Source organism: Akkermansia sp. N21169 (assembly GCF_029854675.1).
GTDB lineage: Bacteria > Verrucomicrobiota > Verrucomicrobiia > Verrucomicrobiales > Akkermansiaceae > Akkermansia.
Genome location: NZ_JARWNC010000032.1, coordinates 11,716 through 26,756, shown reverse-complemented (window position 1 = coordinate 26,756; position 15,041 = coordinate 11,716). Strand labels below are relative to the sequence as shown.

The window sequence follows — 15,041 nt, the reverse complement described above, 5'->3', positions numbered from 1 at the left end:
AATTTCTGCCGCGTCAGGCTCTCTGTGCGGGTTTGACGCGATAGCCTGCCACATAAGGCAAAAGGGCGGGAGCATACTTCCTGATCAGGAAGAATACGGCGCATATTATTGCATAGATCGCGGGAACGAGGACTAGCCAGGTAACGTCCCAAAGCCATCCTTTACAGGAAATCCATCCGCTGTCCTGAAGCAGGATGATGATAATATGGTGGGCTCCGAAAACGAGGAATCCGGCAGGAGCCAGTTGCGCCAGCCATTTCCCGATGCGCGGGAAATGGTCTTCCGTCAGCATGGCGACGGAAATGAGACTGACGAGACCGATCATGACCAAAATGATGGAATGTTGGTCGCGGTTCAGGATCAGCCATACTGTCAGGGGAATCAATACTGCCGCGAAGAACGCCGCTACCGGGCGGATGATGGCGTGGAGTTCGTCCAGTGAATGCCGGGACAGGAACAAGCCCAAGCAGAAGAATCCCAGACTGTCGGGTGTCGGCCAGTCATGCCCCAGATCTCCCTGGGCAAAGAAATTGAAGGAAAGGAGGACAAGGCCGACAGGCAGCACGTACTTTCCCAGTCGCATGAGCAGCGGGGCAATAAACGTGAAAAGAATGATGTCCCTCAAAAACCATAGCGGAGCATCCACGGGGTGACCACCCAATCCGTAACATTTGGCGAGTGCTTTGAAGGCATCCGTCCAGGGAAGGGATCCTCCGTGCAGCCAGGCAAAAAAAGGGGCGAAAGTTTCGACATGGGGAGTATGGGGAGACGTTCCCGTCAGTACCAAGGCCGCCGTACACCAGAGAAGGTAGGGATAGAACAGAAACCTTGCCCGCTTGATCAGGAACAATTGGTTGAGCCGAAATGTTCCGAATGCTCCTCTTCCGACAAAATAAGCGGCAAGAATTAAGAAAAACGGAGTTCTGGCAAAAAGGAATTGCGCCCACAGGGTTCGGTAAAGATCCGGAGAGAACAGGTTGAGGTGGTTGGCAATGATGATGATCGCGGCATAGACGCGTGCGATGTCCACCCAGGCGACGCGCCGGGCTCCTGACTGGGGGGGCTGTACGGTCGAATCCTGTTGCATGTGCATACCCTATGCGTTTTTTCTGCCGGGAACGCAAGCGGATTCCGAGTCGTCGGAATCGTATCTATCAGTTTTCTCAAGACATGGCGGGAATCCGGCAGTGTATTCGCAGGAACTGAAACAGGCCCGTCCCGGTACGACGGGGCGGGCCTGGATGTGGGCTTGATAAACGGGAGGCTATTTCTCTTCGCTTTCGAAGACGAGTCTGCCGTTTTTGACGTGAACGGTGATGACGGAGCCTTCGGGGAATTTCCCTTCCAGCAACTGAAGGCTGAGGGGATCGAGGATGTCTTGCTGAATAGCTCTCTTGAGAGGCCGGGCCCCATAGACGGGGTCGAAACCGTGGTCGGCGACGAGGGCGGTTGCTTCCGGCGTCATTTTCAGGAACATTCCCTTGGCTTCGAGGCGTTTGCGGACACGTTCAAGCTGGATGTCGACAATGCCTTTGAGTTCTTCGGCAGTGAGACGGTCGAAGATGATGATTTCGTCGATGCGGTTGAGGAACTCGGGCCTGAAGTGCGAGCGCAGGGTTTCCATGGCCTTTGCTTCGCGTTGCTCTGCATTGGATTCATTGAGGATGAATTGGCTGCCGATGTTGGACGTCATGATGATGACCGTGTTTCGGAAATCGACCGTGCGGCCCTGTCCGTCGGTGATGCGTCCGTCGTCAAGCACTTGGAGCAGGACATTGAAAACGTCCGGGTGGGCCTTTTCGATTTCGTCGAAGAGGACGACGCAGTACGGCTTGCGCCGAACGGCTTCCGAGAGCTGTCCGCCTTCATCGTAGCCGACGTATCCGGGAGGTGCTCCGATCAGGCGGGCGACTGAGTGCTTTTCCATATATTCCGACATGTCGATACGGATCATGGCCCCTTCGTTGTCGAAGAGGAATTCCGCCAGAGCCTTGCTGAGTTCGGTTTTGCCAACCCCGGTCGGACCGAGGAAGAGGAATGAACCGATCGGGCGGTTTTCATCCTGCAAGCCTGCTCGCGCACGGCGGACGGCATCAGCGACTGCCTTGACGGCTTTCTGCTGGCCGATGACGCGTTTGCCGATGCGTTCTTCCATGTGGACGAGTTTTTCACGTTCTCCCTCCTGCATGCGTGCGGCGGGGATGCCCGTCCAGCTGGAAACGACCTTGGCGATGTCCATTTCGGTGACTTCCTCCTTAAGAAGTCCGCCTCCATCCTGTTGTTGGAGTTCGCTCAGGTGTTGCTGGGCTTCCTTGAGGTTTTTTTCCGCTTCGGGGATGTCGCCGTAAGTAATCTGGGATGCTTTGCCGAGGTCGCCCAGGCGTTTGGCCTGTTCGGCGTCGGTACGCAGTTGGTCGATCCGTTCCTGTTCTTTGCGGACAGCGTCGATGACTGCTTTTTCATTCTTCCATTTGGCGATCATGGACGAGGATTTTTCCTTGAGGTCGGCCAGTTCCTTGACGATTTTTTCGAGGCGCGCCTTGCTGTCGGCGTCCTTTTCCTTGACTAGGGCCTGGCGTTCCATTTCAAGCTGCATGGATTCGCGTTCGATCTGGTCGATTTCCGAGGGCATGGAGTCGAGTTCGATTTTCAGGCGGGCAGCGGCTTCATCGACGAGGTCGACGGCTTTGTCAGGCAGGAAGCGGTCGGAAATGTAGCGGTCGGACAATGTGGCAGCGGCGACGAGTGCCGAGTCCGTGATGTGGACACCGTGGTGGACTTCGTAGCGTTCTTTCAACCCGCGCAGGATGGCGATGGTATCTTCCACGCTGGGTTCTCCGACGAGGACGGGTTGGAAGCGGCGTTCGAGGGCCGGATCTTTTTCGATGTACTTGCGGTATTCGTCCAGAGTGGTAGCTCCGATGGTGCGGAGTTCTCCACGGGCAAGAGCCGGCTTGAGCAGGTTGGAGGCGTCGACGGCTCCTTCGCTGGCTCCGGCGCCGACGATGGTATGGAGTTCGTCAATGAAGAGAATGATTTCTCCATTGGAATCCGTTACTTCTTTGAGGAATGCTTTGAGACGTTCTTCGAATTCGCCCCGGTATTTGGCACCGGCCAGCATGGAGCCGATGCTGAGTGAGACGATGCGCTTGTTCTTCATGCTCTCCGGCACGTCGCCGTTGACGATACGCCGGGCGAGGCCTTCGGCGATGGCGGTTTTGCCGACGCCCGGTTCGCCGATGAGAACGGGGTTGTTCTTGGTACGTCGGGACAGGATTTGCAGGACACGGCGGATTTCTTCGTCGCGGCCGATTACCGGGTCGATTTTTCCGGCGCGGGCGCGAGCCGTCAGGTCGGTTCCGTATTTTTCCAGCGTCTGATATTTGCCTTCAGGGTTGTCGTCGGTAACGCGCTGGTTGCCGCGGACTTCCTTCATGGCGGTCATGTAATTGTTTTTGTCCAGACCGAAGGTTTTGACGAGAGCGGAAGCTTTGGAATTCGTTTCCAGAACGCCGAGCATAAAATGTTCGACACTCAGGTAGTCGTCTTTGAGGGCTTCGCGTTCCTTGTCGGCTGCTTGGAGAACGCCGGCGAGATCCTGCCCGATCTGGGGCTGGGTCGTGCTTCCTTTTTGGGACGGTTCGCGTTCCAATTCCTTTTTTGCGGCTTGGAGAAGAAGTCCCGGATCGCAGGCAGCTTTCCGGAGGATAGGTGAAAGGATGCCTCCGTCCTGTTCCAGCAAGGAGCAGAGGACATCAAGCGAATTGATTTCGGGACGGCCCGCCTGAGCGGCGGAACGCTGAGCCTGCATCAATGCTTCCTGAAATTTAGTGGTAAGGTTGTTGAGCATAATTGAATATATTTGGATGGAGCGGGTACGCCATGGGAATGACCGCATGCCACCTTTGTTACATGGGGATTATGACAATAAAGGAAGGGAGAATGTTGAAAAATTTATAAATATGGATAATGGACTTTACCCGGACGGTTGGGATCGGTTATTGATATGGGTTGTGAAGCAGATTCTTTCTATCCTTTTCTGTTGCGGTAGTATTTTGTCGGCCTGGGCCGGCGGCGACTGGTCCGAGGATTTGAAATCCGGAGCCTTGTGGGACATGCCGTTGAAAGAATTTGCCGGTAAATATCTCAAAAACGAACGGGGGGAATGGGTGGATCAGGGAAAGACGACGCTTCGTATTGCCCGGCCCCGATTTACTGTCGGTTCGATCAAACTGGGAGAAACACTGATCTCCGTGGAGAAGGGCAAGTTGTCCCATGTTCAGGCGATGCTGTACAATAAGGGGGATAATGGGGAGATCGCGGAAAAGGAATTTGAGGCGCTGGTGGATGCCTCCGTGGCGGCTCTGGACGGGATGACGGAGCAGAAAGCTCGGCCCTACAAGCCTTCCCGCAAGGAAAGTGCCGTCAGAATCAAGGGTTCCGAATGGAAGTGGGACAAGGGCACGGCCATTCTTGAGGCCAGCTCGACAGGGAAGGGAAGCAAGTTCGAACCCGAATTTGTCCGTCTGAAATTGGGTGCCGACGAACAGACTCTTATGCGCGGCTCTTCCGGGGAACGGGCGGTCAAGGACAGTCTGAAAAGCCATGTGAAAAAAATCGGAACCCAGGGAGCGGTTATTGAGGGGATTCCCATGGTGGACCAGGGGCAAAAGGGGTATTGCGTCGTGGCAACGGCAGCGCGTATTTTTTCTTATTACGGGATGGATTACATCGACCAGCACCAGCTGGCTTCTATTGCAGACGCTTCCGGAGATGGCGGAACGTCGGTTTCGAAGATGGTGGAAGCCCTCAAGAAAATCGGAAGCCGTTTCCAGATCCGGGTGCGCGATATCGATTCTCTTCTTGAGTACAAGGACTATCTCCGTCTGATCAAGGAGTACAACCGTGCCGCCCGCAAACTCGACAAACCTAAATTCGAATCCAAGGATGTGGTCTCGATCTGGGAAAAGGGCGATGCCGAAGTGTTGAAACAGGCTCGATGTTCTTCCGAACAACAGATGGAGCGGTGGATCAAGCCTATCAAACAATACGTTGATGCCGGAATCCCGGTGTTCTGGTCCGTTCAGTTGGGACTTGTCCCGGAACCGATGCGGATCAGCCAGACGCGTGGAGGCCATATGCGCCTGATTACCGGCTACGATATGGAGAAAAAGGTTATTTATTTTTCCGACTCCTGGGGCAGTGAACATACCTGCAAGGAAATGCCGATCGACAATGCCGCGGCTATTACGATTTGCAGGCTGGTGGTGATGCCTACCAAGTGAGGATGATTCCCGGGTCCTTCTTGTTTTCCGGCGAGCCGTGCCGGAATGGTTGGCGGACGCTGTAAGATCCTTTGATTTCGGCAAACCAATCCCAAGAAGAATCTGTCGAAAATAGTTTTTTTGATTGAACGGGAGTACGGCATTTGGAATCAGATTCCTTTGGAGCTTATGGAACCGAATACTCAGCAAAAGCCCGGCCTTGACTCGGAAGTGCCGGAGTTGGAACCCATGCCATGGAAGCCTGGGGAAACTTTGGGTGAAGTCATGGAAAGACGAGGCATTTCGCGACGCCAGTTTAATTCATGGTGCCTGAAATTGGCTGGATTGATGGGGATTGCTTCTGCTTTTGGCGGAGAAACCCGGGCGGAGGAAATTGCCCGGAAGATTGCCGATCTGAAACGTCCCGTCGTCGTATGGCTTCAGTTGCAGGAATGTACGGGATGTTTGGAAAGTACAATACGCAGTTACAATGAAGAAATCGGCAATCTGGTATTGTCTGTGGTGTCAATGCCGTATGTGGAACTCTTGATGGCTCCTTCCGGGACAGCCGCCAACAAGGCTTTGGAGGACGCCCTGAAGGAACCGCATATTCTCGTAGTCAACGGTTCCATTCCGATGAAGGACGGTGGCGTATATTGTACGATCGGCGGTGAAACGACTGAAGCGGTTTTGCGCCGTGCGGCCAAGAATGCCTCCTACGTGCTGGCTGTCGGAGCCTGTGCTTTTTTCGGATCCGTGCAAGCAGCTCGTCCGAATCCGACGGGAGCAGTTGGCGTCCGTGATGTCTTGACCGATGTACCCGTTATCAATGTACCGGGTTGTCCTCCGATCGGAGATGTGATTACGGCTGTGATCATGTACATTTTAACGATGGGGCAAGCTCCTCCTTGCGATGGGCTGGGAAGGCCGTTGATGGGCTATGGACAGAGGATTCACAACAATTGCCCGCGCCGCGCCCATTTCGATGCGGGACAGTTTGTCCAGTCGTTCGACGATGAGAATGCCCGCCAAGGATTCTGCCTGTACAAGATGGGCTGCAAGGGACCCAATACGTTTTCACCTTGTCCCATCGTCCGGTGGAACGGCAATGTCACGTTTCCGATCCAGGCGGGACATCCCTGCATCGGTTGTACGGAATTGTATTTTTTCGATCGCATGTCGCCATTCTACACGGAATTGCCCGATGTTCATGGATTCGGGATTGAGGCGAATGCCAACAAGGTAGGTGTTGCGGCCATGGCTGCCGCCGGTGCGGCCATTGCCGCCCATGTGGCCGGAACGGCGATTCACTACAAACGCCAGTATTTGAAGGAAGAAACGCGGGTTTCTCTGCCTGCCTACGGAGATGAACCCGGAGCTCGGGATTATGGGGAAGACGATGAACCGCGGCATGCAGATTCTCCCTGTTGCGACAGCTCTCCCTGGAAGGAAAAAACGGATGGAAACAACTAACCAGATTACTACAAAACGATGAATTCCAAGACTTCCGAGAACGTCGAGCCCTCCCGCAGAGTTGTCGTTGACCCGGTGACCCGCATCGAAGGTCATTTGCGCCTGGAATTGGAGGCTGCCGACGGTGTGATCAAGGACGCCTGGGTGTCCACGACGCAGTACCGCGGTATTGAAACCATCGCCTGCAATCGCGATCCCCGAGACGTGTGGGCGTTTGTGGAGCGCATTTGCGGCGTATGTACGGGTTCTCACGCCGTGGCGTCGATATTAGCTGTGGAAGATGCCTTGGATTACAAGGTACCCGTCCAGGCCCGCTTGATCCGGGATCTGGTGAATGGCGCTCTCGGTATCCAGGACCATGTGATCCATTTCTACCAGCTCCATGCGTTGGACTGGGTGGATGTTGTCTCCGCCTTGAAGGCTGATCCGGCCGAGGCGGCGAAACTGGCGCAGAAGTTGTCCGACTGGCCGATGTCGTCTGTGGAGTATTTTGCCGGCGTTCAGAAGAAGCTTAAGGAATCGATCGCCTACGGACAGTATTCGATTTTTACAAATGGTTATTGGGGGCATCCCGCCTACAAATTGCCGCCGGAAGCCAATCTAATGGCCGTGGGGCACTATCTGCAGGCTCTGACCTGGCAGCGGGACATGATCAAAATTCATACGATTTTCGGAGGCAAGAACCCTCATCCGAATTTTCTGGTCGGTGGTATGGCCTGTGCTATTAACATGGACAATTACCAAACGGTCAACCAGTATGCCATCAGCCTGGTTAAGCAGTTGATTGATCTGAGCCACGATTTCATCCATAAGGTGTATTATCCCGACGTGATGGCGATCGGATCGTTTTACAAGGATTACTTCCATATTGGAGCTTCCAACCCGAATGTGTTCTGTACGGGTGATCCCGCTTCGTCCTGTTCCGGGAAACCGAAGGGAGACGGCTTGATCAAGCCTGGTGTTCTCCTCCGTGGAGATTACAAAAATGTCATCGATTTCGACCAGGACAAGATTGCCGAGTTCATTTCCAGCGGGTGGTACACCTACACCCAAGGCGATAATGTCGGCCTGGATCCATACTCCGGTGAAACCAATCCGAAGTACACGGGGCCCACGCCTCCGTACGAATGGCTCTCGGACCGTCAGAAATACACATGGACAAAGGCTCCCCGTTACGATGGTTTTGCCATGGCGACGGGACCGAATGCCCGCATGATGCTGGGGTATGCCCAGGGAGTTCCCAATATTGTCGAGAGGGTTCATGCCATGTTCGACCAATTGGGGCTGCCTCATGACAACGGTCTGCTCAATTCCACGATGGGGCGGACATATGGACGTGCGTTGGACGCCATGATTACGGTGGACAAGATGGTGGCGCAATTCGATGAATTCGTCGCCCGTATCAAGGCGGGGGATACGACGACCTTCAATCAGGAAAAATGGGAGCCGGATTCCTGGCCGAGAAAGTGCAAAGGCGTCGGGTGGGTGGAAGCCCCACGCGGCAGTCTGAGTCACTGGGTCCATATCGAAAACAAGACAGTGACTAATTACCAGTGTGTGGTTCCCAGTACCTGGAATAGTTCCGGCCGAGATCCCGAGGGGCAGATGGGACCGTATGAGTATTCCCTGGGTCATAGCGGCAGGCACCCTCTGGTGAATCCTTCGCAGCCCTTGGAAGCGTTGAGAACTGTCCATAGTTACGATCCGTGTCAGTCGTGTGCGGTACACCTTTTCGATGAACGGGGGAATGCCATTTCAACTCATCAGGATCCATGAAGACGCGTGTAGAAATAGGGGATGTCGGTGTGATGGTGCGCGACCCGCTCCCTTCCGGTTCGACAACGGCGCAGGAACTCCTGAGGATGGCTGCCGCTGCTTCCTGCAATGGCGGTGACGATCCGGGCGATGCCGCGCTGGTGCGTGCGGCAGTCGAGGAAACAGGAAGCATCGGCTTTAGCCAAAAGGAGGGATCTTGGATCGCTCCCGGCCGGACAAGGCCGTATAGTACGGCCCTGATCAAGCCGGAGGGCGGAGGGGAGGAACTGGAAGTAGCCCGTGGCGATTTGTCGTTTTTGATGCGTATGTGCGGTGTATCGCGCGAAACATGCATGCAGATGGAAAAAGCGATGCATGCCTATGCCCACCAAGGCTACCGGGCCGTCGCCCTTGCGACGCGCCGGAACGGCGGGGCGTGGGAATTCCGGGGTGCGATCCCCATGATTGCCAACCGGTTGGTGAAGAGCATCCGTGATGCTCGTACGGATTTCCGTTATTTCCCCTTGTGGGACTGGCCCCTCCGCGTTCTCCACTGGATGTGGGTAGCGAGTGTGCTGACGTTGGCGGCTACCGGTATTTGTATTGCGGAAGGGTGGTTTCTGATACGCGGCGAATTGACGAGCCGGTTTGAGTTTGGAGACGTGCGTTTCATTCATTATGCCGTGGCCTGGATTTTGGTGGCGGTGTTGATTTTGCGGTTTAGCCTCTTCTTTTTTGCCTCCAACAAGTACCAGACTTTTGCTTCTTTGTTTCCGGTGTCGCGTCAGCGCTGGGTCGACCTTTATCAAACCGCGCTGGATTATTTTTTCGCACGCAGTTTCGACGGTCCCCGTTACATCGGTCACAATCCTCTCCAGCAGTGGACGTACACGGGCGTTTACGGTCTGTTTACCTTCATGGTGGTAACGGGCTTTGCCCTGTATGCCTTGTACCAGCCGACGCATTGGTTTTATAGTTGGTTCATGCCGTTGAACGATTGGATCGGGGTTGCCAATGTCCGTCTGCTTCACTTGATCGGCATGTGGTGCTTCCTGCTGTTTGCTACGATACACGTTTACCTGAGTATTCTTGCAGGTAATGTGGATCGCGACGGAACGATTTCTTCCATGTTCAGCGGCGGCCGCTGGGTTCGCCGCGGAGTACGGTTCCACGATGAATAATTTTTTCCAGACGTTTGCCGCGGATGCCTGTGCTTCCGGTCGCGATCCTTGCCGCCTTCTTGTCCTTGGGCTCGGGAATCCCGTGATGGGGGACGATGGGGCGGGTATTGAGCTTCTGCACTTGGTGCGCGATGGGGGGAGATGGCCGGAATCCGTCGTTTTTGAGGATGGCGGTACAATGGCGATGTCCCTGCTTCCTCTGATTGAGGATGCCCGTGGCGTCTTGTTCCTGGATGCAATGAAGACAGGGGCTGCTCCAGGCTCTGTTTTGCACAGGATGCGTGAAGAATTGCCGGGTTTTTTTTCGCGGACATTGTCACCGCACGAACTGGGGCTTCATGAGGTGCTGGGGGCTGCCCAGTTGCGGGGGACGCTACCTCCGTTTATGGAAATGGTCGGTATCGAGGCGGAGGATGCCGGATTTGCCCGGCCGATGAGTCCGCCTGTTCGTGCCGCGCTGGAAGCCGCCGCTCGTTTGGCCAGGGAGAGAATTGCCGCCATATTGCAGCAATGTGGGGAGGAGGGTGCTCATGCATGAGGCGGGGATTGTGGCCGGAGCTTTGTCCATGGCCCGTGAGATTGCGGTGGGCAAGGGAGGGTGCCGCATCACGCGGATGGTACTGACGGTCGGATCGCTTAGCAGCGTTGTTCCGGAAGCATTGGAAAATGCCTTCCGTGCCTTGTCGTACGGTACGATGGCGGAGGGCGCTTCCCTGGAAGTGGAGTGGGTAGAGGCTTGCTGCCGGTGCAGTACTTGCGGCAGCGATTTCGAATTTGCCGGCAACGGCTATGTGTGTCCCGGTTGCGGAGAACCCAGCATGGTGATCCTCCGGGGGCGTGAATTGGAACTCAAAACAGTAGAATGGATCTAAGAAATTATGTGCAAGGAATGCGGATGCGATCACGGAGGAGACGTTAGAATTGACGGTTGCCCTGTCGAGCCCCGGGAACACGGTCACTCCCATGAGGAGGGACATACCCATGCGGAGGATGTCCACATGCCCATTTTGGATGAAAATGCGCGGGTGGCGGAACGTAACCGCGGATATTTCGAGGCAAAGAATGTCTGGGTGCTGAATGTCCTGTCGTCTCCCGGTTCGGGCAAGACGACTCTGCTGGCGGAAACGGCCCGGCGCTTGAAGGCGCAAGGAGCGGAAGTGGGTATGATCGTCGGGGATCTGGCGACGGACAACGATGCCGTCCGCCTGCGCGAAGCCGGGATTCCCGTGGTGCAGATTACGACGGGAACCATGTGTCACCTGGATGCGTCCATGGTGGCCCGTGCGGCACGTCAAATGGATCTGGACTCCTTGGATATATTGATTATCGAGAACGTCGGCAATCTCGTTTGTCCGGCGGATTTCGATCTCGGCGAACATGCCCGTGCGGTTTTGTTATCTACGACGGAGGGTGAGGATAAGCCATTGAAATATCCTCCCATGTTCCATATGGCGGACATCGTTGTTATTACCAAGACTGATCTCGCGGGACCGGCGGGATTTGACCGGACGGCAGCTCTGGCTAACCTGAATCGGATTGCCCACCATGCGGATATCCTGGAAGTGTCGGCAAGGACGGGCGACGGCATGGATACCTGGTGCGATGTTCTTCGGCACCTTCGTACACGCGGTTATGCGGGGGATGGACATCACCATCATTGATTGTGATTCGGCATGGAGACGGTATGCAGGCTTCAGCTTTCCCTGACGGGGACTGTACAAGGGGTGGGATTTCGTCCTTTCGCGTACCGTCTTGCTTGTGAAGAAGGACTATCCGGCTGGATCAGGAATGATCCCGGTGGTGTGGCGATTGAGGTAGAAGGTCCGCGGAATTGCCTCCTGGCTTTCGTTGAACGACTGGAAACGGAAAAGCCGCCCCTGGCGTCCATTTATAGCATGGAGCCCTGTTGGCTGGAGCCGTCCGGTTTATCCGGCATGGAGATTCTGGAAAGTTCCTGCGACGGTGCGACGGAACCGGTTCTTCTGCCTGATCTGGTGATTTGTCCGGTTTGCTCTGCCGAAATCCGAGATCCGGCGAACCGCCGCTTCGGTTATCCGTTTACCAATTGTACGCACTGCGGACCCCGCTATTCCATCATCGAATCTCTTCCGTATGACCGTGGAAATACGAGCATGAAACATTTTGCCATGTGTCCGGATTGCCGGAGGGAATATGGGGATACGGCGGATAGGCGTTTTCATGCCCAGCCGGTGTCATGTCCTGCATGCGGCCCGTCTCTGGCGTTGTATGGGGAAGATGGTTCCATGGTGGAATCGGGGAGGTCCGGGGAGAAGACCTCGTCAATGATTGCCGCTGCCGCCGATTGCCTGAATGGCGGTGGTATCGTGGCTCTGCTGGGGTTGGGTGGAGTCCAGCTTTTGACGGATGCCCGCAATGAAAAAGCTGTATGCAGGCTTCGCGAACGCAAGAGACGGGATGCCAGGCCGTTTGCCCTGATGGCTCCATCGGAGGCGGTAGTGCGGGAAATTGCCTTTTTATCGCCGGAAGAACGCCGGGTGTTGTCTTCACCGGCGGCTCCGATCGTGTTGTTGCGGCGCAGGGACGATGTTCCGCCAGAATGTTTGCCGGCTCCGTCCGTGTGTATGTTCAGCCCTTGGGTGGGAGTCATGCTGCCGACGACTCCCTTGCATCATCTATTGCTGGATTCCTGGGGAGGGCTTCCCGTGGCAACTAGTGGGAACCTCAGCGACGAGCCCCTGTGCGTGTCGCCTGAGGAAGCCTTGTGCAAACTGGCCGGTGTTGCAGATTTGTTTTTGATGCACGATCGGCCCGTCCTGCGTCCGGTGGACGATTCAGTCGTGCGGGTATGGCGAGGCCGCGAACTTGTGGTGCGCCGGGCACGGGGATATGCTCCCTTGCCTGTGTGCGGCCATGGGGGGGAAGGTGAACCGGTAATTCTGGCTCTGGGAGGGCAGATGAAGAATGCCCTCGGCTGGCGCGTCCGCGGAAGGTCTGTTCTGAGCCAGCATATGGGAGATTTGGATACCGAGGCTTCACTGGTCTCGTTTCGCCGGGAGGCGGATGACCTGGGACACCTGCTGCATGCTTCGCCGGAACTTGTTGTTGTAGATTCCCATCCCGACTACCAGGCTTCCCTGTATGGGCGTGATCTGGCTGAGAGGAAAGGCTTGCCGCTGGTGGAGGTCCAGCATCATGTGGCGCATGTTCTTGCGTGCATGGAGGAGAACGAAGTTCCTTTCCCATGCCTTGGCGTAGCTTGGGACGGTACGGGGTACGGTCCGGATGGTACTGTGTGGGGAGGGGAATGGTTTGCTTTGGAAGAAACTGCTTGGAAGCGTGTGGGACATCTGCGGACATTTCATTTGCCGGGTGGGGATGCCGCCGTCCGGGACCCGCGCCGTGTGGCGTTTTCCCTGCTTGCCGCGCCGGAACTGCAGTCTTGCCGGACATTGCGCGGAAGGTTGCAGGCGGCTTTGGCCCCGGATTTGTCGAAGGTGTGCCGGTTGATGATAGAGAGGGGACTGAATGCGCCGCTTTGCAGCAGTATGGGACGTATTTTTGATGCAGTGGCCTTTTTTCTGGGATTCGACGGATTGATTCGGTGCGAAGGACAGGCTGCCATGCAGCTGGAAGCGTGGGCATGGGAATATCCGGAGGCGGAGTGGGGGCACGTTCCTCCTCTTTCCTGGGGAGAAGGGGACACCGGCGGCGTGATGGACTGGGTTCCGGCATTGCAAGCGTTGGAAACCGGGTTGGCGGCAAGCTGTTCACGGGCGCGGCTGGCATGGTGTTTTCATGACGGTCTGGCGGAATTGATCGTGACGCATGCTTTGAAATCGGGTAGAAACAGAGTTTGTGTAGGCGGCGGGTGTTTTCAGAATGTTCTGTTGCTCGAATTGCTAATGCGCCGGGCGGAACGTGCCGGAGTAACACTCCATGTTCCCCAGCGGGTGCCGGCCCATGACGGAGGGTTGGCGGCCGGACAGATTGCGGCCGTGCTTCACCATTATCCAGCTTATTGATATTATGTGTCTTGCAGTACCAGGTTTAATCACGGGCATTTCGGACGCCGATCCGCTTTTTCGGATGGGCATGGTTGATTTCGGCGGTATTTCCCGCGAGGTCAATCTTGGTTGCGTACCGGAAGCGGAGGTAGGGGATTACGTCATCGTCCATGTGGGAATGGCGTTGAGTGTGATGGATCGCGAGTCCGCCCTGCAGGCGAGGGACGATTTGAGGAAGATGGTGGAGGAGAGCGATACCGGGCGTGGGGAAGGCGCCTCCGAATCGTGAATGTAGCGGCTTTCTATCGTGACCCGGAGGCTGTTTCCCGGCTGGCCGGGGAAATTGCCGCCTTGGTGGCGCACCCCTGGAAGCTGATGGAGGTGTGTGGCGGACAGACGCATGCCATTGCGAAGTATGGTCTGGAGGAACTGCTTCCGCCGGAGATTGAGTTGATCCATGGACCGGGATGCCCCGTTTGCGTAACTTCTGTCGGGCTGATTGATCTGGCGGTAGAACTGGCAGGGAAACCTGGAATGATTCTTGGCAGCTACGGAGATATGCTGCGGGTGCCGGGAAGTCGTGGCGATCTGTTGTCGGCTCGTGCCCGTGGTGCCGATGTCCGGATGTTCTATGCTCCGATGGATGCTGTACTGACGGCTCGTGATAACCCGGACAGACAGGTAGTGTTTTTTGCCGTCGGTTTTGAAACGACGGCTCCCGCCAGTGCATTGGCCGTGAAGATGGCTGCCCGGATGGGATTGGACAATTTCTCCTTGCTCGTCGCTCATGTGGCTGCGCCTCCTGCCATGAAAATGCTTTTGGAATCGCCTGACGCTCGTCCGGACGCTTTTTTGGCTCCGGGACACGTGTGTGCCGTGACTGGCGAACGCGAATATGCGGAACTGGCTGTCCGGTATCATGTACCGGTAGCGGTCACGGGGTTCGAACCGGTCGATTTGATGGCGGGTATTCTGGCATGTGTCCGTCAGTTGGAACAGGGTGAAGCGCGTGTTGACAATACCTATGCGCGTGCGGTGAGGCCGGAAGGCAATCCGTCGGCGTTGGAATTGATGCGTGACGTATTTAGTCCGGTGGACAGATTGTGGCGTGGTTTGGGAGTGATTCCCGGCGGAGGCATGGATCTTTCGGAAAGTTATGCCGCGTTCGATGCCCGGAAGAAATTCAGTCTTGCCCTGCCTGCTCTATCTGAAGTACATCTGGAATGCAGGGCTGGGGACGTTTTACGGGGTATCCTGAAGCCGGACTGTTGTCCTGCGTTTGGCGTACGCTGCCGTCCCGAATCCCCCCTGGGGGCGCCGATGGTATCCGGAGAAGGGGCTTGCGCTGCTTATTACCGATACAAAATGAATAGATAACCTTC

The 15,041-nt window shown here is 55.9% G+C and carries 12 protein-coding genes; 10 read left to right on the top strand and 2 right to left on the bottom strand.

What is annotated here, in order from left to right:
* Positions 1–13 precede the first annotated feature (13 nt).
* Together QET40_RS03605 and clpB are read right to left on the bottom strand one after the other, a co-directional pair.
* Positions 14–1,087 (bottom strand): acyltransferase, encoded by a 1,074-nt coding sequence (locus QET40_RS03605; protein ID WP_280125814.1) that lies wholly within the window; start codon positions 1,085–1,087, stop codon positions 14–16.
* Positions 1,088–1,264: 177 nt separating this feature from the next.
* Complete coding sequence (gene clpB, locus QET40_RS03600; protein WP_280125813.1) at positions 1,265–3,850, bottom strand: ATP-dependent chaperone ClpB; 2,586 nt, start codon at positions 3,848–3,850, stop codon at positions 1,265–1,267.
* A 112-nt stretch (positions 3,851–3,962) separates the two neighbouring features.
* Here clpB and QET40_RS03595 point away from each other — a divergent pair, with 112 nt between their 5' ends.
* The 10 genes from QET40_RS03595 to hypD all read left to right on the top strand — a co-directional run bounded on the left by QET40_RS03595 (position 3,963) and on the right by hypD (position 15,036).
* Positions 3,963–5,285: a C39 family peptidase gene (locus tag QET40_RS03595; RefSeq protein WP_280125812.1), complete on the top strand. Its 1,323-nt coding sequence runs from the start codon at positions 3,963–3,965 to the stop codon at positions 5,283–5,285.
* 168 nt (positions 5,286–5,453) lie between these two features.
* Positions 5,454–6,737, top strand: coding sequence for a hydrogenase small subunit (locus QET40_RS03590; protein WP_280125811.1), 1,284 nt, complete (start codon positions 5,454–5,456; stop codon positions 6,735–6,737).
* 18 nt (positions 6,738–6,755) lie between these two features.
* Positions 6,756–8,513 carry a nickel-dependent hydrogenase large subunit gene (locus tag QET40_RS03585; RefSeq protein WP_280125810.1) on the top strand — a complete coding sequence of 586 codons (1,758 nt, stop codon included), beginning with the start codon at positions 6,756–6,758 and terminating at the stop codon, positions 8,511–8,513.
* On the top strand, positions 8,510–9,673 hold the full coding sequence (locus tag QET40_RS03580; protein ID WP_280125809.1) for a cytochrome b/b6 domain-containing protein: 1,164 nt from the start codon (positions 8,510–8,512) through the stop codon (positions 9,671–9,673). The genes QET40_RS03585 and QET40_RS03580 overlap by 4 nt, the downstream gene beginning before the upstream one ends.
* Positions 9,666–10,211: a hydrogenase maturation protease gene (locus tag QET40_RS03575; protein WP_280125808.1), complete on the top strand. Its 546-nt coding sequence runs from the start codon at positions 9,666–9,668 to the stop codon at positions 10,209–10,211. The genes QET40_RS03580 and QET40_RS03575 overlap by 8 nt, the downstream gene beginning before the upstream one ends.
* Positions 10,204–10,545, top strand: a complete 342-nt coding sequence (locus QET40_RS03570) for a hydrogenase maturation nickel metallochaperone HypA (protein ID WP_280125807.1) — start codon at positions 10,204–10,206, stop codon at positions 10,543–10,545. The genes QET40_RS03575 and QET40_RS03570 overlap by 8 nt, the downstream gene beginning before the upstream one ends.
* Before the next feature lie 6 nt (positions 10,546–10,551).
* Positions 10,552–11,334, top strand: a complete 783-nt coding sequence (hypB, locus tag QET40_RS03565) for a hydrogenase nickel incorporation protein HypB (RefSeq protein ID WP_280125806.1) — start codon at positions 10,552–10,554, stop codon at positions 11,332–11,334.
* 12 nt (positions 11,335–11,346) lie between these two features.
* Entirely contained in the window at positions 11,347–13,677 is a 2,331-nt protein-coding gene (gene hypF, locus QET40_RS03560) for a carbamoyltransferase HypF (RefSeq protein WP_280125805.1), read from the top strand.
* Positions 13,592–13,948 carry a HypC/HybG/HupF family hydrogenase formation chaperone gene (locus tag QET40_RS03555; protein WP_322190051.1) on the top strand — a complete coding sequence of 119 codons (357 nt, stop codon included), beginning with the start codon at positions 13,592–13,594 and terminating at the stop codon, positions 13,946–13,948. Before hypF ends, QET40_RS03555 begins: the two co-directional genes overlap by 86 nt.
* Positions 13,945–15,036 (top strand): hydrogenase formation protein HypD, encoded by a 1,092-nt coding sequence (gene hypD, locus QET40_RS03550; protein ID WP_280125803.1) that lies wholly within the window; start codon positions 13,945–13,947, stop codon positions 15,034–15,036. The genes QET40_RS03555 and hypD overlap by 4 nt, the downstream gene beginning before the upstream one ends.
* Positions 15,037–15,041: the final 5 nt, after the last annotated feature.